Source organism: Rhizobium sophoriradicis (assembly GCF_003939025.1).
Lineage (GTDB): Bacteria > Pseudomonadota > Alphaproteobacteria > Rhizobiales > Rhizobiaceae > Rhizobium > Rhizobium sophoriradicis.
The window spans coordinates 330,581-345,996 of sequence record NZ_RQIH01000006.1; the positions used below are offsets into that span (position 1 = coordinate 330,581).

Genomic DNA, 15,416 nt, shown 5'->3' on the forward strand with positions numbered 1-15,416 from the left:
TTCCGCGGCTGAAGTCCCGACACTTAAGATACGAATTGAAAAACCGCCCAGAGCGATCCGGGCGGTTTCATTTTTGCTGTGCGCTATCTATTCGGCGGGAGGGTAGGGGCTTTGCCTGTCAGCCAGCTCTCTTCGAAGCAGCGCTCGCTGATGCGGCTGCGGTCAGTTGAACCGAATGATCGCGACCTCGCCGTCGACCGCGCCCTGGTACGCTGAGGCATGCGGCTCTTCCGCCGGAACTTCGGTCAGCATGCCGATCTGGTCGAGATCGGCCTCGATGAAGCCCTCTTCGGCAAGGGCGTTCAGGGCCTCGCGTACAGCCGTGTCGTCGTCGGGCGCCTTCAGCATGATATGCAGGTCGATGCCTTCGCTGGAGTCGGACTCATAGCCCTTGCCGATGATGATGAAGATCATCGGCCCATCGAAATTGTTGTCGTTATCAGGTGTCGTGATCATCGCCTGTCCTTCGGCTTCCGTGACGATTCGATCGCTCGAATCCTGCTGTGAGGGCTTAACGCCGCAATTGCTGATTCCTTAACTGCTTTTGCTGCGATGCCCAAGTTTTTATCTTGGATCACGCCCGTGGATTCGTCTACAAGGGTGAAAACAGGGCATCCGCCCCGCATATCAAGGCGATAGGGCGAGTTTATTTCTTAACCGGCCTTGACGAGAGGGGTGGAAACCAGTAGTACCCCGCCCATCAGATCCCATGTGAGGCTTGGCTGTTCGGGGCGACGCGCCCTGAAGTTCACCTCAAACAAGGTTCTAAACGCACGTTGAAGTCATGATGCTGCACGCATGACGCATAATTTCATGCGTCCTCTGCTCCTTGTGGTCCATCTGCGGAAGCGGATCGGGCCATATTTTGCGCATTGAACCGAAAGCATGCGTCATTGCCGGAGACGGCGCGAGTTCAAGCCCGCAAGGGTACTGAGATAAACGTAAGGGATGGTTGAATGCCTACCGTAAACCAGCTGATCCGCAAGCCTCGCCAGGCGAACGTAAAGCGTAATAAGGTTCCCGCTCTCCAGGAGAACCCGCAGAAGCGCGGCGTTTGCACGCGCGTCTACACGACGACGCCGAAGAAGCCGAACTCGGCTCTGCGTAAGGTCGCCAAGATCCGCCTGACCAACGGCTTCGAAGTCATTGGTTACATCCCCGGTGAAGGCCACAACCTTCAGGAACACTCCGTCGTGATGATCCGCGGCGGCCGCGTCAAGGACCTTCCGGGTGTCCGTTACCACATCATCCGCGGCGTTCTCGATACCCAGGGTGTCAAGAACCGCAAGCAGCGCCGCTCCAAGTACGGCGCGAAGCGTCCGAAGTAATTCGGTTTTGAATAGTCCGGCGCTGCGCGAGGTCCTCCGCGTGATGAAGCGCCTTAACGGTTGAAGAGACGAAAAGTATGTCCAGACGTCATAAAGCAGAAAAGCGCGAGATCAATCCGGATCCGAAGTTCGGCGATCTCGTTGTCACCAAGTTCATGAATGCCATCATGCTCGATGGTAAGAAGTCCGTTGCTGAAAACATCGTCTACGGTGCGTTCGACGCCGTTCAGGGTAAGTCCAAGCAGGAGCCGCTTTCGGTTTTCCATTCTGCGCTCGACAACATTGCCCCGCACGTTGAAGTCCGCTCGCGCCGCGTCGGTGGTGCGACCTATCAGGTTCCGGTCGACGTTCGTCCGGAGCGCCGCCAGGCCCTCGCCATTCGCTGGCTGATCGCCGCTGCCCGCAAGCGCAACGAAACGACCATGATCGATCGTCTTTCCGGCGAACTGCTCGATGCGTCCAACAACCGCGGCTCCGCCGTCAAGAAGCGCGAAGACACGCACAAGATGGCTGACGCCAACCGCGCGTTCTCGCACTATCGCTGGTAATTCCGAACGGTATCGAAAGGCAGTCCACAATGGCTCGCGAATATAAGATCGAAGACTACCGTAATTTCGGTATCATGGCGCATATCGACGCCGGCAAGACCACGACCACCGAGCGTATCCTTTATTACACCGGCAAGTCGCACAAGATCGGCGAAGTCCACGACGGCGCAGCCACCATGGACTGGATGGAGCAGGAGCAGGAGCGTGGCATCACGATCACGTCCGCTGCCACCACGACCTTCTGGAAGGGCCGTGACGGCAAGATGCGCCGCTTCAACATCATCGACACTCCCGGCCACGTCGACTTCACCATCGAAGTCGAACGTTCGTTGCGCGTTCTCGACGGTGCGATTGCTCTTCTCGATGCCAACGCCGGCGTAGAGCCGCAGACGGAAACCGTCTGGCGTCAGGCCGAGAAGTACAATGTTCCGCGTATGATCTTCTGCAACAAGATGGACAAGACCGGTGCGGACTTCTACCGTTCGGTCGAGATGATCAAGACCCGTCTGGGCGCGATCGCTGTCGTCATGCAGCTGCCGATCGGCGCTGAAAGCGACTTCAAGGGCGTTATCGACCTGGTCGAGATGAACGCTCTGATCTGGCGCGACGAATCTCTCGGCGCCCAGTGGGACGTCGTCGAAATTCCGGAAGACATGAAGGCCAAGGCTGAAGAATATCGCGAAAAGCTGATCGAGACGGTTGTCGAGATCGACGAAGCGGCGATGGAAGCCTACCTCGAAGGCAACATGCCCGACAACGACAAGATCCGCGAACTCGTTCGTCGCGGCACGATCGACGTCAAGTTCCATCCGATGTTCTGCGGCACCGCTTTCAAGAACAAGGGTGTTCAGCCACTGCTCGACGCCGTTGTCGATTACCTGCCGTCGCCGCTCGACATTCCGGCAATCAAGGGCATCGACTTCAAGACGGAAGCTGAAATCGAGCGTCATGCAGACGACGCTGAGCCGCTTTCCATGCTCGCATTCAAGATCATGAACGACCCCTTCGTCGGTTCGCTCACCTTCGCCCGTATCTACTCCGGCAAGCTCGAAAAGGGTTCGTCGGTCATGAACACGGTCAAGGACAAGCGCGAGCGTGTCGGCCGCATGCTGCAGATGCACTCCAACTCGCGTGAAGACATCGAAGAAGCCTTTGCCGGCGACATCGTTGCTCTCGCCGGCCTCAAGGAAACCACCACTGGCGATACGCTCTGCGACCCGCTGAAGCCGGTTATCCTCGAGCGCATGGAATTCCCGGAGCCGGTCATCCAGATCGCTATCGAGCCGAAGTCCAAGGGCGACCAGGAAAAGATGGGCCTCGCGCTCAACCGCTTGGCTGCCGAAGATCCGTCCTTCCGCGTGAAGACGGATCAGGAATCCGGCCAGACGATCATTGCCGGCATGGGCGAACTGCACCTCGACATCATCGTCGACCGCATGCGCCGCGAGTTCAAGGTTGAAGCAAACGTCGGCGCGCCGCAGGTTGCTTACCGCGAAACCATCACGCGCCAGCACGAAGAAGACTACACGCACAAGAAGCAGTCCGGTGGTACCGGCCAGTTCGCGCGCGTCAAGATTGTCTTCGAACCGAATCCTGAAGGCGATGACTTCAAGTTCGAATCCAAGATCGTCGGTGGTGCTGTTCCGAAGGAATACATCCCGGGCGTTCAGAAGGGTATCGAGAGCGTTCTGTCTTCGGGTCCGCTCGCTGGCTTCCCGATGCTGGGCGTCAAGGCGACCCTCATCGACGGCGCCTTCCACGACGTTGACTCCTCGGTTCTGGCGTTCGAAATCGCTTCCCGCGCCTGCTTCCGTGAAGCTGCGAAGAAGGCCGGCGCTCAGCTGCTCGAGCCGATGATGAAGGTCGAAGTCGTTACCCCGGAAGATTACGTCGGCGACGTTATCGGCGACCTCAACTCCCGCCGTGGTCAGATCCAGGGTCAGGAAAGCCGCGGTGTGGCCGTTGTCATCAACGCCAACGTCCCGCTGGCGAACATGTTCAAGTACGTCGATAACCTGCGCTCCATGTCGCAGGGCCGTGCTCAGTACACGATGACCTTCGATCATTACTCGCCGGTCCCGTCGAACGTCGCAACCGAAATCCAGGCAAAGTATTCCGGTCAGAAGTGACCGGAATACCAATTGACCGATAACAAGAATTAGCTCCCCTCGGGGACTAGCAAAACGGAGAGCCGAAAATGGCAAAGAGTAAGTTTGAGCGCAACAAGCCGCACGTCAACATTGGCACGATCGGCCACGTTGACCACGGCAAGACGTCTCTGACGGCAGCGATCACGAAGTACTTCGGTGAGTTCAAGGCGTACGACCAGATCGACGCGGCTCCGGAAGAGAAGGCGCGCGGCATCACGATTTCGACCGCGCACGTCGAATATGAGACGCCGGCCCGCCACTACGCGCACGTCGACTGCCCCGGCCATGCCGACTACGTCAAGAACATGATCACCGGTGCTGCCCAGATGGACGGCGCGATCCTGGTGTGCTCGGCTGCTGACGGCCCGATGCCGCAGACGCGCGAACACATTCTGCTGGCCCGCCAGGTTGGCGTTCCGGCGATCGTGGTGTTCCTGAACAAGGTCGACCAGGTTGACGACGCCGAGCTGCTCGAACTGGTTGAGCTCGAAGTTCGCGAACTGCTGTCGTCCTACGACTTCCCGGGCGACGACATCCCGGTTGTCAAGGGTTCGGCGCTTGCCGCTCTTGAAGATAGCGACAAGAAGATCGGCGAAGACGCGATCCGCGAGCTGATGGCAGCGGTCGACTCCTACATCCCGACGCCTGAGCGTCCGATCGACCAGCCGTTCCTGATGCCGATCGAAGACGTGTTCTCGATCTCCGGCCGCGGCACTGTCGTAACCGGCCGCGTCGAGCGTGGCATTGTCAAGGTTGGCGAAGAAGTCGAGATCGTCGGCATCCGTCCGACCTCGAAGACGACGGTGACCGGCGTTGAAATGTTCCGCAAGCTGCTCGACCAGGGCCAGGCCGGCGACAACATCGGCGCGCTGGTTCGCGGTGTTAACCGTGACGGCGTCGAGCGTGGCCAGATCCTGTGCAAGCCGGGTTCGGTCAAGCCGCACAAGAAGTTCATGGCTGAAGCCTACATCCTGACGAAGGAAGAGGGCGGCCGTCATACGCCGTTCTTCACCAACTACCGTCCGCAGTTCTACTTCCGCACGACCGACGTGACCGGCATCGTCACGCTGCCGGAAGGCACGGAAATGGTCATGCCGGGCGACAACGTCACGGTTGCCGTCGAGCTGATCGTTCCGATCGCGATGGAAGAAAAGCTGCGCTTCGCCATCCGCGAAGGCGGCCGCACCGTCGGCGCCGGTATCGTCGCCTCGATCGTCGAGTAATTCCTCGGCCGCTCCGGCGGAGTGGCCGATTCGATGACATTATTATGAAGCAGGCGGCGGAAGCCGCTTGCTTATTACACAGAAATATAGCAAATGGCGCGCGAGCGCGATTTGCGTACTGCTTTGGATAACGAAGCGGTGACTAAACAACCAATTAAGGTGGGCTAGAAGGCCCTGAAGACAGGATAGGGTTCCGTTTCGGCGCCCTCTCGATCTTTGAAACCGGTGGTCCGCCTTAGGAAGAAAGAACAACCCGTGTCTTGTCCAGAGACATGTGGGAAACAAACACAAGGATAACGTCGAATGAACGGCCAAAATATCCGCATTCGCCTGAAGGCGTTCGATCACCGGATTCTCGATGCTTCTACGCGCGAGATCGTGTCGACGGCGAAGCGCACCGGTGCAAGCGTCCGGGGCCCCGTTCCGCTTCCGACCCGCATCGAGAAGTTTACGGTCAACCGGTCCCCGCACATCGACAAGAAGAGCCGCGAACAGTTCGAGATGCGCACGCATAAGCGCCTTCTCGACATCGTAGACCCGACCCCGCAGACGGTGGACGCGCTGATGAAGCTCGATCTCGCCGCCGGTGTCGATGTTGAGATCAAGCTCTGAGCTTGCTCGAGCTGAGTTGGAAGGATTGAACCGATGCGTTCAGGTGTGATTGCACAGAAGGTGGGAATGACCCGCGTCTACAACGACGCCGGCGAGCATGTCCCGGTAACGGTACTGCGTATGGACGGCTGCCAGGTCGTTGCCACGCGCACTGTCGAAAAGAATGGCTATACCGCAGTTCAGCTCGGTGCAGGCCAGGCGAAGGTGAAGAACACGTCGAAGGCGATGCGCGGCAACTTTGCTGTCGCCAACGTCGAGCCGAAGGCCAAGCTCGCAGAATTCCGCGTCTCGGAAGACAATCTGCTCGAGATCGGCACCGAGATCAAGGCAGGTCACTTTGCCGCCGGTCAACTCGTCGACGTGACGGGCACGACGATCGGTAAGGGTTTTGCCGGTGCCATGAAGCGCCACGGTTTCGGCGGTCTGCGCGCCACGCACGGTGTGTCGGTTTCGCACCGCTCGCACGGTTCGACCGGCTCGCGCCAGGATCCGGGCAAAGTTTTCAAGAATAAGAAGATGGCTGGTCACATGGGCCAGACGCGCGTCACGACGCAGAACCTGGAAGTGGTTTCGACCGACGAAGATCGTGGTCTGATCCTGATCAAGGGTGCTGTTCCCGGTTCCAAGGGTGCCTGGATCATCGTGCGCGACGCCGTCAAGTCGGCCGCGAAGTAAGGGAGCCAGATCAATGGAATTGAACGTCAAGACCCTCGAGGGAAAAGACGCCGGGAAGGTTTCCCTTTCGGACGAAATTTTCGGCCTCGAGCCCCGCGAAGACATTCTCGCCCGCGTCATCCGCTGGCAGCTTGCCAAGAAGCAGCAGGGCACGCACAAGGCAAAGGGCCGCGCTGAAGTTTCGCGCACCGGCGCCAAGATGTACAAGCAGAAGGGTACGGGCCGCGCCCGTCACCATTCGGCTCGCGCTCCGCAGTTCCGCGGCGGCGGCAAGGCCCACGGCCCGGTCGTCCGCAGCCACGAGCACGACCTTCCGAAGAAGGTTCGCGCGCTTGGCCTTCGCCACGCCCTTTCGGCCAAGATCAAGGCCGATGACGTCATCGTCATCGACAACCTGATTGCTGCCGAAGCCAAGACCAAGGCTCTCGCGTCCGCTTTCGAGACGCTCGGCCTGACAAACGCCCTCTTCATCGGCGGCGCAGAGCTTGACGGCAACTTCAAGCTCGCAGCTCAGAACATCCCGAACATCGATGTTCTGCCGATCCAGGGCATCAATGTTTACGACATCGTGCGCCGCGGCAAGCTTGTGCTTTCCAAGGCTGCGGTTGAAGCGCTAGAGGAGCGATTCAAGTGACCGATCTCCGCCACTACGATGTGATCGTCTCCCCGGCGATCACCGAAAAGTCCACGCTGGTATCCGAGAACAACCAGGTTGTTTTCAATGTCGCCAAGCAGGCGACGAAGCCGGAAATCAAGGCTGCGGTCGAGGCGCTCTTCGGCGTCAAGGTCACGGCCGTCAACACTCTGCTGCGCAAGGGCAAGACCAAGCGGTTCCGCGGTTTTGTCGGCAAGCAGAAGGACGTGAAGAAGGCTGTCGTGACGTTGGCTGAAGGCCAGACGATCGACGTCTCCACCGGTCTCTGAGGAACAAGAAAATGGCATTGAAAACATTCAATCCGACGACCCCGAGCCAGCGTCAGCTGGTCATCGTGGACCGCTCCTCGCTCTACAAGGGCAAGCCGGTCAAGGCGCTGACGGAAGGTCTGAGCAAGAGCGGCGGTCGTAACAACCTCGGCCGCATCACTGCCCGCTTCATCGGCGGCGGTCACAAGCGTAGCTACCGTCTGGTCGACTTCAAGCGTCGCAAGTTCGATGTCGAAGGCACCGTCGAGCGTATCGAATACGACCCGAACCGTACGGCTTTCATCGCGCTGGTGAGCTATGCCGACGGCGAGCAGGCCTACATCATCGCTCCGCAGCGTCTTGCTGCCGGCGACAAGGTCATCGCTTCGGAAAAGGCCGTCGACGTCAAGCCCGGCAACACCATGCCGCTGCAGTACATCCCGGTCGGCTCCATCATCCACAACGTGGAAATGAAGCCGGGCAAGGGCGGTCAGATCGCCCGTTCCGCCGGTTCCTACGCGCAGCTCGTCGGTCGTGACCAGGGCATGGCGATCCTTCGTCTGAACTCCGGCGAACAGCGTCTGGTCAGTGGCATCTGCCTCGCTTCGATCGGCGCCGTCTCGAACCCGGACCACGCCAACATCAACGACGGCAAGGCCGGTCGTACTGTCTGGCGCGGCAAGCGTCCGCATAACCGCGGTGTCGTCATGAACCCGGTCGACCATCCGCACGGCGGTGGTGAAGGCCGCACCTCCGGTGGTCGCCATCCGGTGACACCATGGGGCAAGCCGACCAAGGGCAAGCGCACCCGGTCGAACAAGTCGACCGACAAGATGATCATGCGCTCGCGTCATCAGCGTAAGAAGTAAGAGAGGAAGTCTCCAATGGCTCGTTCAGTATGGAAAGGTCCGTTCGTTGACGGCTATCTTCTCAAGAAAGCTGAGAAGGTTCGTGAAGGCGGACGTGCAGAAGTGATCAAGATCTGGAGCCGTCGCTCCACGATCCTGCCGCAGTTCGTCGGTCTTACCTTCGGCGTCTACAACGGCAGCAAGCATATCCCGGTCAGCGTCAATGAAGACATGGTCGGCCACAAATTCGGTGAATTCTCTCCGACCCGCACCTACTACGGTCACGGCGCGGACAAGAAGGCGAAGAGGAAGTAACAATGGGCAAGGCAAAAGCCGAACGCCGGCTGAAGGACAACGAGGCGCAAGCAGTCGCCCGCACGCTCCGCGTCAGCCCCCAGAAGCTCAACCTGGTTGCTGCGGCCATCCGCGGCAAGAAGGTCGAGCGTGCACTCGCTGAGCTGGAGTTCTCCCGCAAGCGCATCGCGGGCGCCGTCAAGAAGACGCTCGAATCCGCGATCGCCAATGCCGAGAACAACCACGATCTCGACGTCGACGCTCTTGTCGTCGCAGAGGCTTATGTCGGCAAGTCGATCGTCATGAAGCGCTTCCACGCTCGTGGCCGCGGTCGCGCGTCGCGCATCGAAAAGCCCTTCGCGCACCTGACGATCGTCGTTCGTGAAGTGCAGGCAGCAGAGGAGGCCGCATAATGGGTCAGAAAATTAATCCGATCGGTTTCCGTCTCGGCATCAATCGTACCTGGGATAGCCGCTGGTTCGCGGACAATGCCGAGTACGGTCAGCTGCTGCACGAAGACCTGAAAATGCGCAAGTTCGTCATGAGCGAACTGAAGCAGGCCGGGATCTCCAAGGTGGTCATCGAGCGTCCGCACAAGAAGTGCCGCGTCACGATCCACTCGGCCCGTCCGGGCCTTATCATCGGCCGCAAGGGCGCCGACATCGACAAGCTCCGCAAGAAGCTGTCCGATATGACCAACTCGGAAACGCACCTCAACATCGTCGAAGTGCGCAAGCCCGAAGTGGACGCAACGCTGGTCGCTCAGTCGATCGCCCAGCAGCTCGAGCGCCGCGTGGCTTTCCGCCGCGCCATGAAGCGCGCCGTTCAGTCCGCGATGCGTCTTGGCGCCGAAGGCATCAAGATCACCTGCGCCGGCCGTCTCGGCGGTGCGGAAATCGCTCGTACGGAATGGTACCGCGAAGGCCGTGTGCCGCTGCACACGCTGCGCGCCGACATCGACTACGGCACGGCTGAAGCCGAAACCGCATTCGGTATCTGCGGCATCAAGGTATGGATCTTCAAGGGCGAAATCCTTGAGCACGATCCGATGGCTTCCGAACGTCGCGCGCTGGAAGGCGACGCACAGGGTCCGGCAAGCCGCGAACGCGACCGTGGCGATCGTCGCCGCGAACGCGACAACGCGTAATTAGCGCTGGCGAAAGATAAGCTCGGAGAAGTAAGAAAATGTTGCAGCCAAAGCGTACTAAGTACCGCAAGCAGTTCAAGGGCCGCATCAAGGGCGTCGCCAAGGGCGGTTCTGACCTGGCATTCGGCGAATTCGGCCTGAAGGCCCAGGAGCCCAACCGCGTCAATGCACGCGAGATCGAAGCGGCCCGCCGCGCGATCACGCGTTACATGAAGCGCGCCGGCCGTGTGTGGATCCGCGTGTTCCCGGACGTTCCGGTAACCGCAAAGCCGACCGAAGTCCGCATGGGTAAGGGTAAGGGCTCCGTTGAGTACTGGGCATGCAAGGTCAAGCCCGGTCGTATGATGTTCGAGATCGACGGCGTCAGCGAAGAGATCGCCCGTGAGGCGCTTCGTCTCGGCTCTGCCAAGCTCTCGGTCAAGACGCGCTTCGTACAGCGCATTGCAGAGTAAGGATTGAGCTCATGAAAGCCTCAGATGTTCGCGCGTTCACCGCCGACCAACTCAAGGACGAGCTTGCCAAGCTGAAGAAGGAGCAGTTCAACCTGCGCTTCCAGAAGGCGACCGGCCAGCTCGAAAAGTCCTCGCGCATCAACGAAGTCCGCAAGGACATCGCCCGCGTCAAAACCATTGCCCGCCAGAAGGCGGCAGAAGTTAAGGCCTAAAGGAAGAAAAACATGCCGAAGCGCATCCTGCAGGGCGTCGTCGTTGGCGACAAGAACGAGAAGACGGTAGTGGTTCGCGTTGAGCGTCGTTTCGCTCACCCGCTGCTCCAGAAGACCGTTCGTCGTTCCAAGAAGTACAAGGCCCACGACGAAAACAACCAGTACAAGATCGGCGATACCGTATCCATTGAGGAATGCGCGCCGATCTCCAAGGACAAGCGCTGGACGGTGATCGCCGCCCAGGGCAAGTAAACAGAATTTTGCGCGAGGCCTTGCGTCTCGCCGAAATATCTGTATGAAGCAGCGTCGGAACGCTCGAATGCCGGGCGTTCTTTTGCTTTGAGCGCACGGAAGGTCCCGTTCGGGAAACCACCCTGGCACGATCGACCCCGCGCTATTCAGCTATTGCCGCGTTCCTGCTTGCCTTAATGGCAGGTTGGTCGGCGAACATTTTCATAAGCCGGAGTAGGGGGCCCAGGCCCAACCATTCCGGTAAACCAAGAAGGCGACCTGATATGATTCAGATGCAAACAAACCTCGACGTCGCGGATAATTCCGGCGCACGTCGTGTCATGTGCATCAAGGTGCTGGGCGGCTCGAAGCGCAAGTATGCCTCGATCGGCGACGTCATCGTCGTTTCGATCAAGGAAGCGATCCCGCGCGGCCGCGTGAAGAAGGGTGACGTGATGAAGGCGGTTGTCGTTCGCACCGCCAAGGACATCCGTCGTCCGGATGGCTCGGTCATCCGCTTCGACACCAACGCAGCAGTCCTCATCGACAACAAGAAAGAGCCGATCGGCACCCGTATCTTCGGACCGGTTCCGCGCGAACTTCGCGCCAAGAACCACATGAAGATCATCTCGCTGGCTCCCGAAGTACTGTAAGGAGCAGAAGCGATGCAGAAGATTCGTAAAGGCGACAAGGTCGTCATGCTCGCTGGCAAGGACAAGGGCCGCACCGGCGAAGTCGTTCAGGTCATGCCGAAGGAAGATCGTGCGGTCGTCCGTGGCGTCAACGTCGTCAAGCGCCACCAGCGCCAGACGCAGACCCAGGAAGCTGGCATCATCAACAAGGAAGCCCCGGTTCACCTGTCCAACATTGCATTCGTCGACAAGGACGGCAAGCCGACCCGCGTCGGTTTCAAGGTCGTTGACGGCAAGAAGGTCCGTGTGGCCAAGCGTTCTGGAGAAGTGATCGATGGCTGAGGCAAAATACGAGCCGCGGCTCAAGAAGGAATATGTCGAGCGCATTCGCAAGGCGATGCAGGAGAAGTTCTCCTACGCCAACGAGATGATGATCCCGAAGCTCGACAAGATCGTGATCAACATGGGTGTCGGCGAAGCGACCGCTGATTCGAAGAAGCCGACGGTAGCTGCCGCCGACCTCGCAGCGATCGCCGGCCAGAAGCCGGTCATCACCCGTGCACGCAACTCTATCGCAGGCTTCAAGGTCCGCGAACAGATGCCGATCGGCGCCAAGGTCACCCTGCGCGGCGCCCGCATGTACGAGTTCCTGGACCGTCTCGTGAACATCGCGCTCCCGCGCGTTCGCGACTTCCGCGGCCTGAACCCGAAGAGCTTTGACGGCCGTGGCAACTTCGCCATGGGCATCAAGGAGCACATTGTGTTCCCTGAGATCAACTACGACAAGGTTGATCAGATGTGGGGCATGGATATCATCGTTTGCACGACGGCGACGACCGACGACGAAGCACGGGCTCTTCTGAAAGAGTTCAGCTTCCCGTTCCGTCAATAACCGTAACGACGAGCGTAGAAAAGGAACCTGACATGGCGAAGACAAGCGCAGTTGAAAAGAACAAGCGCCGCCGTACTACGGTCGCCAACCAGGCCGCTAAGCGGGCTGCGTTGAAGGCGATCATCATGAACCAGGCTCTTCCGATCGAAGAGCGGTTCAAGGCCTCGATCAAGCTGGCATCCCTGCCGCGTGATGGATCGAAGACCCGTATTCGCAACCGTTGCGAAGTTTCGGGGCGTCCGCGCGCATATTACCGCAAACTGCGCATGTCGCGTATTGCGCTGCGTGAACTGGGCAATCTCGGCAAGGTGCCGGGCATCGTCAAGTCGAGCTGGTAAGGAGCAGGTTAGATGACAATGACTGATCCGTTGGGCGATATGCTCACCCGTATCCGTAACGGCGCTTCCCGCCGCAAGTCGTCGGTCTCGACGCCTGCGTCCAAGCTCCGTGCACGTGTTCTCGATGTCCTGCAGTCCGAAGGCTACATCCGTGGCTACTCCGTTGTCGATTTCGGCAACGGCAAGTCGGAACTCAGCATCGAGCTGAAATATTATGAAGGCGCATCGGTGATCCGTGAGATCGGCCGTGTGTCCAAGCCGGGCCGCCGGGTTTATGTCTCGGTCAAGTCCATTCCGCAGGTCGCGAACGGTCTCGGCATCACCATCCTTTCAACTCCGAAGGGCGTGATGGCCGATCACCAGGCTCGCGAACAGAACGTTGGTGGCGAGGTTCTTTGCTCGGTCTTCTAAGATCGGGCAGGGATCTCCATAGCGAACAGACAGGATTGAAACATGTCTCGTATCGGTAAAAAGCCCGTTCAGGTGCCTGCTGGGATCACGGCTACGGTCGATGGCCAGAAGGTTACTGCAAAGGGCCCGAAGGGCGAGCTGTTTTTCGTCGCTAACGACGAAATCAGCCTCAAGCTCGAAGATAATGCGGTCGTCGTGACGCCCGTGAACCAGACCAAAGATGCACGGTCGAAGTGGGGCATGTCCCGCACGATGATCGAAGGTATCTTCAAGGGCGTCAAGGACGGTTTCGAGCGCAAGCTTGAAATCAACGGCGTCGGTTACCGCGCCGCCATGCAGGGCAAGAACCTGCAGCTGGCCCTCGGTTTCAGCCACGACGTGGTCTATGAACCGCCGGTCGGCATCACGATCGCTGTTCCGAAGCCGACGGAAATCGTCGTCAGCGGTATCAACAAGCAGCAGGTCGGCCAGGTTGCCGCCGAAATCCGCGAATATCGCGGTCCCGAGCCCTACAAGGGCAAGGGCGTCAAGTATGCCGACGAGCGGATCGTCCGCAAAGAAGGCAAGAAGAAGTAAGGATCACGCGAAATGGCTAGCAGGAAAGAAGCACTTGCACGTCGTGCCAACCGCGTGCGCCGTCATATCAAGTCGGTGGCCAATGGCCGTCCGCGCCTGTCGGTTCATCGCTCCTCGAAGAACATCTATGCCCAGATCATCGATGATGTGGCCGGCAAGACGCTTGCGTCCGCCTCCACCCTCGACAAGGATCTGCGCGGTTCTCTGAAGACCGGTGCCGATACCGCCGCCGCTGCTGCAGTGGGCAAGCTCGTCGCCGAGCGCGCCTCCAAGGCCGGCGTGTCGGACGTCGTGTTCGACCGTGGCGCCTTCATCTATCATGGCCGCATCAAGGCTCTCGCCGAAGCGGCCCGCGAAGGCGGTCTCACCTTCTGATCAGTTTCCGGCCGGACGCTTTTGCGCCGGCCGGATTTTCGCCGGATCGCAAGGCACTCCCCAAGAAGGGGAGGCTGATGCGGTCCACATTTGTTTGCCGATTGCACCCGGAAAAGAAAAAGGAAGAGGACAATGGCACAGGAAAGAAGGCCGCAGCGGGAAGACCGCCAGAGCCGTGAAGAGCGCGATAGCGAATTCGTCGACAAGCTTGTCGCGATCAACCGCGTCGCCAAGGTCGTCAAGGGCGGCCGTCGTTTTGGTTTCGCAGCACTCGTCGTCGTCGGCGACCAGAAGGGCCGCGTCGGCTTCGGCCATGGCAAGGCACGCGAAGTGCCGGAAGCTATCCGCAAGGCAACCGAAGCCGCCAAGCGCGAACTGATCTTCGTACCGCTGCGTGACGGCCGTACGCTGCATCACGACGTTCATGGCCGCCACGGCGCCGGCAAGGTTCTGCTGCGCTCGGCCAAGGTCGGTACCGGTATCATCGCCGGCGGTCCGATGCGTGCCGTTTTCGAAACTCTCGGCATGCATGACGTCGTCGCCAAGTCGACCGGTTCGTCGAACCCCTACAACATGGTTCGCGCCACCTTCGACGCTCTGAAGCACCAGGTTCACCCGAAGGACATCGCAGCTCAGCGCGGCATCAAGTATGCAACGCTGCAGGCTCGTCGTAGCGCCTCCGGCAACGCCTCTGAAGAATAAGAGGAGCTGACCAATGGCCAAGGCTACCAAGAAGGCTGAAGCGAAGACTGTCACGATCGAACAGATCGGCAGCCCGATTCGCCGTCCGGACGTCCAGCAGCGCACGCTGATCGGTCTCGGACTGAACAAGATGCACCGTCGCCGCACGCTGGAGGATACCCCTTCGGTTCGTGGCATGATCCGTGCTGTCCAGCATCTCGTTCGCGTCGTCGACGAGAAGTGAGACGGAGGAAACGCTCATGAAACTCAATGAAATCAAGGACAACGAAGGCTCGACCCACAGCCGCAAGCGCCTCGGCCGCGGTATCGGTTCGGGCTCGGGCAAGACCGGTGGTCGCGGTGTGAAGGGTCAGAAGTCCCGTTCCGGCGTCGCCATCAACGGCTTCGAAGGCGGCCAGATGCCGATCTATCGTCGCCTGCCGAAGCGCGGCTTCAACAACATCTTCGCTTCCGACTTCGTCGTCGTGTCGCTCGCCCGTATCCAGGCTGCGATCGACGCCGGCAAGCTCGATGCGAAGGCCACCGTTGACGCAGCCTCCCTCAAGGCTGCCGGCGTCATCCGCCGCGCCAAGGACGGCGTTCGCGTTCTCGCCGACGGCGAGCTCAAGGCCAAGATCACCATCGTCGTCGCAGGCGCTTCCAAGCCTGCCGTCGAGAAGATCGAAAAGGCCGGCGGCAGCGTGACCCTGCTTTCGGCTCCTGCTGCAGCCGAATAATAATCTGATGATATGTCGCCCGGGGTGCTTCACACCGGGCGATTTTGCTCCCATATGTGGGCCTCACAAAATGTTGGCTGGCGCGCCCGCGTCATGCCGATAAGACTGGAAACAAGGGTGAGGCATGGGGTTGCGCTGCAATCCGTTCCGA

General features: G+C 59.7%; 26 protein-coding genes. 25 read left to right on the forward strand and 1 reads right to left on the reverse strand.

Annotated elements, in window-relative coordinates; genetic code table 11:
* Window positions 1-162 precede the first annotated feature (162 nt).
* Window positions 163-456, reverse strand: coding sequence for a hypothetical protein (locus EFR00_RS12535; RefSeq protein WP_009992164.1), 294 nt, complete (start codon window positions 454-456; stop codon window positions 163-165).
* Between the two features lie 500 nt (window positions 457-956).
* Here EFR00_RS12535 and rpsL point away from each other — a divergent pair, with 500 nt between their 5' ends.
* From rpsL to rplO, 25 genes are all read left to right on the forward strand, one after another.
* Window positions 957-1,328, forward strand: coding sequence for a 30S ribosomal protein S12 (gene rpsL, locus EFR00_RS12540; RefSeq protein ID WP_003547537.1), 372 nt, complete (start codon window positions 957-959; stop codon window positions 1,326-1,328).
* Window positions 1,329-1,405: 77 nt separating this feature from the next.
* Window positions 1,406-1,876, forward strand: coding sequence for a 30S ribosomal protein S7 (rpsG, locus tag EFR00_RS12545; protein WP_004669085.1), 471 nt, complete (start codon window positions 1,406-1,408; stop codon window positions 1,874-1,876).
* Between the two features lie 29 nt (window positions 1,877-1,905).
* Window positions 1,906-4,005: an elongation factor G gene (gene fusA / locus EFR00_RS12550; RefSeq protein ID WP_038688280.1), complete on the forward strand. Its 2,100-nt coding sequence runs from the start codon at window positions 1,906-1,908 to the stop codon at window positions 4,003-4,005.
* Window positions 4,006-4,073: 68 nt separating this feature from the next.
* Window positions 4,074-5,249, forward strand: coding sequence for an elongation factor Tu (gene tuf / locus EFR00_RS12555; protein ID WP_009996414.1), 1,176 nt, complete (start codon window positions 4,074-4,076; stop codon window positions 5,247-5,249).
* A gap of 303 nt (window positions 5,250-5,552) precedes the next feature.
* On the forward strand, window positions 5,553-5,861 hold the full coding sequence (gene rpsJ / locus EFR00_RS12560) for a 30S ribosomal protein S10 (protein WP_003547547.1): 309 nt from the start codon (window positions 5,553-5,555) through the stop codon (window positions 5,859-5,861).
* A 33-nt stretch (window positions 5,862-5,894) separates the two neighbouring features.
* Entirely contained in the window at window positions 5,895-6,536 is a 642-nt protein-coding gene (gene rplC, locus EFR00_RS12565; RefSeq protein ID WP_016734008.1) for a 50S ribosomal protein L3, read from the forward strand.
* 13 nt (window positions 6,537-6,549) lie between these two features.
* The gene (rplD, locus tag EFR00_RS12570) at window positions 6,550-7,170 is read left to right on the forward strand and encodes a 50S ribosomal protein L4 (protein WP_009989533.1); all 621 of its coding nucleotides are present in this window, start codon (window positions 6,550-6,552) and stop codon (window positions 7,168-7,170) included.
* On the forward strand, window positions 7,167-7,460 hold the full coding sequence (locus tag EFR00_RS12575) for a 50S ribosomal protein L23 (RefSeq protein ID WP_003547550.1): 294 nt from the start codon (window positions 7,167-7,169) through the stop codon (window positions 7,458-7,460). The genes rplD and EFR00_RS12575 overlap by 4 nt, the downstream gene beginning before the upstream one ends.
* An 11-nt stretch (window positions 7,461-7,471) precedes the next feature.
* Complete coding sequence (gene rplB, locus EFR00_RS12580; RefSeq protein WP_009986456.1) at window positions 7,472-8,308, forward strand: 50S ribosomal protein L2; 837 nt, start codon at window positions 7,472-7,474, stop codon at window positions 8,306-8,308.
* 15 nt (window positions 8,309-8,323) lie between these two features.
* The gene (gene rpsS, locus EFR00_RS12585) at window positions 8,324-8,602 is read left to right on the forward strand and encodes a 30S ribosomal protein S19 (RefSeq protein ID WP_003573797.1); all 279 of its coding nucleotides are present in this window, start codon (window positions 8,324-8,326) and stop codon (window positions 8,600-8,602) included.
* 2 nt (window positions 8,603-8,604) lie between these two features.
* Window positions 8,605-8,994, forward strand: coding sequence for a 50S ribosomal protein L22 (rplV, locus tag EFR00_RS12590; RefSeq protein WP_004674922.1), 390 nt, complete (start codon window positions 8,605-8,607; stop codon window positions 8,992-8,994).
* Complete coding sequence (rpsC, locus tag EFR00_RS12595) at window positions 8,994-9,728, forward strand: 30S ribosomal protein S3 (RefSeq protein ID WP_003573793.1); 735 nt, start codon at window positions 8,994-8,996, stop codon at window positions 9,726-9,728. The genes rplV and rpsC overlap by 1 nt, the downstream gene beginning before the upstream one ends.
* A gap of 38 nt (window positions 9,729-9,766) precedes the next feature.
* A complete protein-coding gene (gene rplP, locus EFR00_RS12600; protein ID WP_003573792.1) occupies window positions 9,767-10,180 on the forward strand; it encodes a 50S ribosomal protein L16 in 414 nt (137 codons plus the stop codon).
* 11 nt (window positions 10,181-10,191) lie between these two features.
* On the forward strand, window positions 10,192-10,392 hold the full coding sequence (gene rpmC / locus EFR00_RS12605) for a 50S ribosomal protein L29 (protein WP_003558545.1): 201 nt from the start codon (window positions 10,192-10,194) through the stop codon (window positions 10,390-10,392).
* Window positions 10,393-10,404: 12 nt separating this feature from the next.
* Window positions 10,405-10,644, forward strand: a complete 240-nt coding sequence (gene rpsQ / locus EFR00_RS12610) for a 30S ribosomal protein S17 (RefSeq protein WP_004674926.1) — start codon at window positions 10,405-10,407, stop codon at window positions 10,642-10,644.
* A 263-nt stretch (window positions 10,645-10,907) separates the two neighbouring features.
* Window positions 10,908-11,276, forward strand: coding sequence for a 50S ribosomal protein L14 (rplN, locus tag EFR00_RS12615; protein ID WP_003573790.1), 369 nt, complete (start codon window positions 10,908-10,910; stop codon window positions 11,274-11,276).
* 12 nt (window positions 11,277-11,288) lie between these two features.
* Window positions 11,289-11,597 (forward strand): 50S ribosomal protein L24, encoded by a 309-nt coding sequence (gene rplX / locus EFR00_RS12620; RefSeq protein ID WP_077991469.1) that lies wholly within the window; start codon window positions 11,289-11,291, stop codon window positions 11,595-11,597.
* Window positions 11,590-12,147 (forward strand): 50S ribosomal protein L5, encoded by a 558-nt coding sequence (gene rplE, locus EFR00_RS12625; RefSeq protein ID WP_009984333.1) that lies wholly within the window; start codon window positions 11,590-11,592, stop codon window positions 12,145-12,147. Before rplX ends, rplE begins: the two co-directional genes overlap by 8 nt.
* Before the next feature lie 32 nt (window positions 12,148-12,179).
* Window positions 12,180-12,485, forward strand: coding sequence for a 30S ribosomal protein S14 (gene rpsN / locus EFR00_RS12630; protein ID WP_003573787.1), 306 nt, complete (start codon window positions 12,180-12,182; stop codon window positions 12,483-12,485).
* Between the two features lie 12 nt (window positions 12,486-12,497).
* On the forward strand, window positions 12,498-12,896 hold the full coding sequence (rpsH, locus tag EFR00_RS12635; RefSeq protein WP_003547562.1) for a 30S ribosomal protein S8: 399 nt from the start codon (window positions 12,498-12,500) through the stop codon (window positions 12,894-12,896).
* A 42-nt stretch (window positions 12,897-12,938) separates the two neighbouring features.
* Window positions 12,939-13,472: a 50S ribosomal protein L6 gene (rplF, locus tag EFR00_RS12640; protein ID WP_038688286.1), complete on the forward strand. Its 534-nt coding sequence runs from the start codon at window positions 12,939-12,941 to the stop codon at window positions 13,470-13,472.
* A gap of 12 nt (window positions 13,473-13,484) precedes the next feature.
* Window positions 13,485-13,847 (forward strand): 50S ribosomal protein L18, encoded by a 363-nt coding sequence (rplR, locus tag EFR00_RS12645; RefSeq protein ID WP_077991471.1) that lies wholly within the window; start codon window positions 13,485-13,487, stop codon window positions 13,845-13,847.
* Window positions 13,848-13,979: 132 nt separating this feature from the next.
* Window positions 13,980-14,549 (forward strand): 30S ribosomal protein S5, encoded by a 570-nt coding sequence (gene rpsE, locus EFR00_RS12650; RefSeq protein WP_003573784.1) that lies wholly within the window; start codon window positions 13,980-13,982, stop codon window positions 14,547-14,549.
* 13 nt (window positions 14,550-14,562) lie between these two features.
* Window positions 14,563-14,772, forward strand: coding sequence for a 50S ribosomal protein L30 (gene rpmD, locus EFR00_RS12655; RefSeq protein ID WP_003547566.1), 210 nt, complete (start codon window positions 14,563-14,565; stop codon window positions 14,770-14,772).
* A gap of 16 nt (window positions 14,773-14,788) precedes the next feature.
* The gene (gene rplO / locus EFR00_RS12660; protein ID WP_038688291.1) at window positions 14,789-15,265 is read left to right on the forward strand and encodes a 50S ribosomal protein L15; all 477 of its coding nucleotides are present in this window, start codon (window positions 14,789-14,791) and stop codon (window positions 15,263-15,265) included.
* The last annotated feature ends 151 nt before the right edge of the window (window positions 15,266-15,416 follow it).

What these genes read in the sequence shown, in the direction of transcription:
- rplD (WP_009989533.1), top strand. Translation starts at nt 6,550, where the DNA reads ATGGAATTGAACGTCAAGACCCTCGAGGGAAAAGACGCCGGGAAGGTT.
- rpsE (WP_003573784.1), top strand. Translation starts at nt 13,980, where the DNA reads ATGGCACAGGAAAGAAGGCCGCAGCGGGAAGACCGCCAGAGCCGTGAA.
- rplF (WP_038688286.1), top strand. Translation starts at nt 12,939, where the DNA reads ATGTCTCGTATCGGTAAAAAGCCCGTTCAGGTGCCTGCTGGGATCACG.
- rpmD (WP_003547566.1), top strand. Translation starts at nt 14,563, where the DNA reads ATGGCCAAGGCTACCAAGAAGGCTGAAGCGAAGACTGTCACGATCGAA.
- fusA (WP_038688280.1), top strand. Translation starts at nt 1,906, where the DNA reads ATGGCTCGCGAATATAAGATCGAAGACTACCGTAATTTCGGTATCATG.
- rplC (WP_016734008.1), top strand. Translation starts at nt 5,895, where the DNA reads ATGCGTTCAGGTGTGATTGCACAGAAGGTGGGAATGACCCGCGTCTAC.
- rplN (WP_003573790.1), top strand. Translation starts at nt 10,908, where the DNA reads ATGATTCAGATGCAAACAAACCTCGACGTCGCGGATAATTCCGGCGCA.
- rplE (WP_009984333.1), top strand. Translation starts at nt 11,590, where the DNA reads ATGGCTGAGGCAAAATACGAGCCGCGGCTCAAGAAGGAATATGTCGAG.
- rpmC (WP_003558545.1), top strand. Translation starts at nt 10,192, where the DNA reads ATGAAAGCCTCAGATGTTCGCGCGTTCACCGCCGACCAACTCAAGGAC.
- rplR (WP_077991471.1), top strand. Translation starts at nt 13,485, where the DNA reads ATGGCTAGCAGGAAAGAAGCACTTGCACGTCGTGCCAACCGCGTGCGC.
- rplV (WP_004674922.1), top strand. Translation starts at nt 8,605, where the DNA reads ATGGGCAAGGCAAAAGCCGAACGCCGGCTGAAGGACAACGAGGCGCAA.
- rpsS (WP_003573797.1), top strand. Translation starts at nt 8,324, where the DNA reads ATGGCTCGTTCAGTATGGAAAGGTCCGTTCGTTGACGGCTATCTTCTC.
- tuf (WP_009996414.1), top strand. Translation starts at nt 4,074, where the DNA reads ATGGCAAAGAGTAAGTTTGAGCGCAACAAGCCGCACGTCAACATTGGC.
- rpsN (WP_003573787.1), top strand. Translation starts at nt 12,180, where the DNA reads ATGGCGAAGACAAGCGCAGTTGAAAAGAACAAGCGCCGCCGTACTACG.
- rplB (WP_009986456.1), top strand. Translation starts at nt 7,472, where the DNA reads ATGGCATTGAAAACATTCAATCCGACGACCCCGAGCCAGCGTCAGCTG.
- rplP (WP_003573792.1), top strand. Translation starts at nt 9,767, where the DNA reads ATGTTGCAGCCAAAGCGTACTAAGTACCGCAAGCAGTTCAAGGGCCGC.
- rpsH (WP_003547562.1), top strand. Translation starts at nt 12,498, where the DNA reads ATGACAATGACTGATCCGTTGGGCGATATGCTCACCCGTATCCGTAAC.
- rpsL (WP_003547537.1), top strand. Translation starts at nt 957, where the DNA reads ATGCCTACCGTAAACCAGCTGATCCGCAAGCCTCGCCAGGCGAACGTA.
- rplX (WP_077991469.1), top strand. Translation starts at nt 11,289, where the DNA reads ATGCAGAAGATTCGTAAAGGCGACAAGGTCGTCATGCTCGCTGGCAAG.
- rpsJ (WP_003547547.1), top strand. Translation starts at nt 5,553, where the DNA reads ATGAACGGCCAAAATATCCGCATTCGCCTGAAGGCGTTCGATCACCGG.
- rplO (WP_038688291.1), top strand. Translation starts at nt 14,789, where the DNA reads ATGAAACTCAATGAAATCAAGGACAACGAAGGCTCGACCCACAGCCGC.
- rpsG (WP_004669085.1), top strand. Translation starts at nt 1,406, where the DNA reads ATGTCCAGACGTCATAAAGCAGAAAAGCGCGAGATCAATCCGGATCCG.
- rpsQ (WP_004674926.1), top strand. Translation starts at nt 10,405, where the DNA reads ATGCCGAAGCGCATCCTGCAGGGCGTCGTCGTTGGCGACAAGAACGAG.
- rpsC (WP_003573793.1), top strand. Translation starts at nt 8,994, where the DNA reads ATGGGTCAGAAAATTAATCCGATCGGTTTCCGTCTCGGCATCAATCGT.
- EFR00_RS12535 (WP_009992164.1), bottom strand. Translation starts at nt 456, where the DNA reads ATGATCACGACACCTGATAACGACAACAATTTCGATGGGCCGATGATC.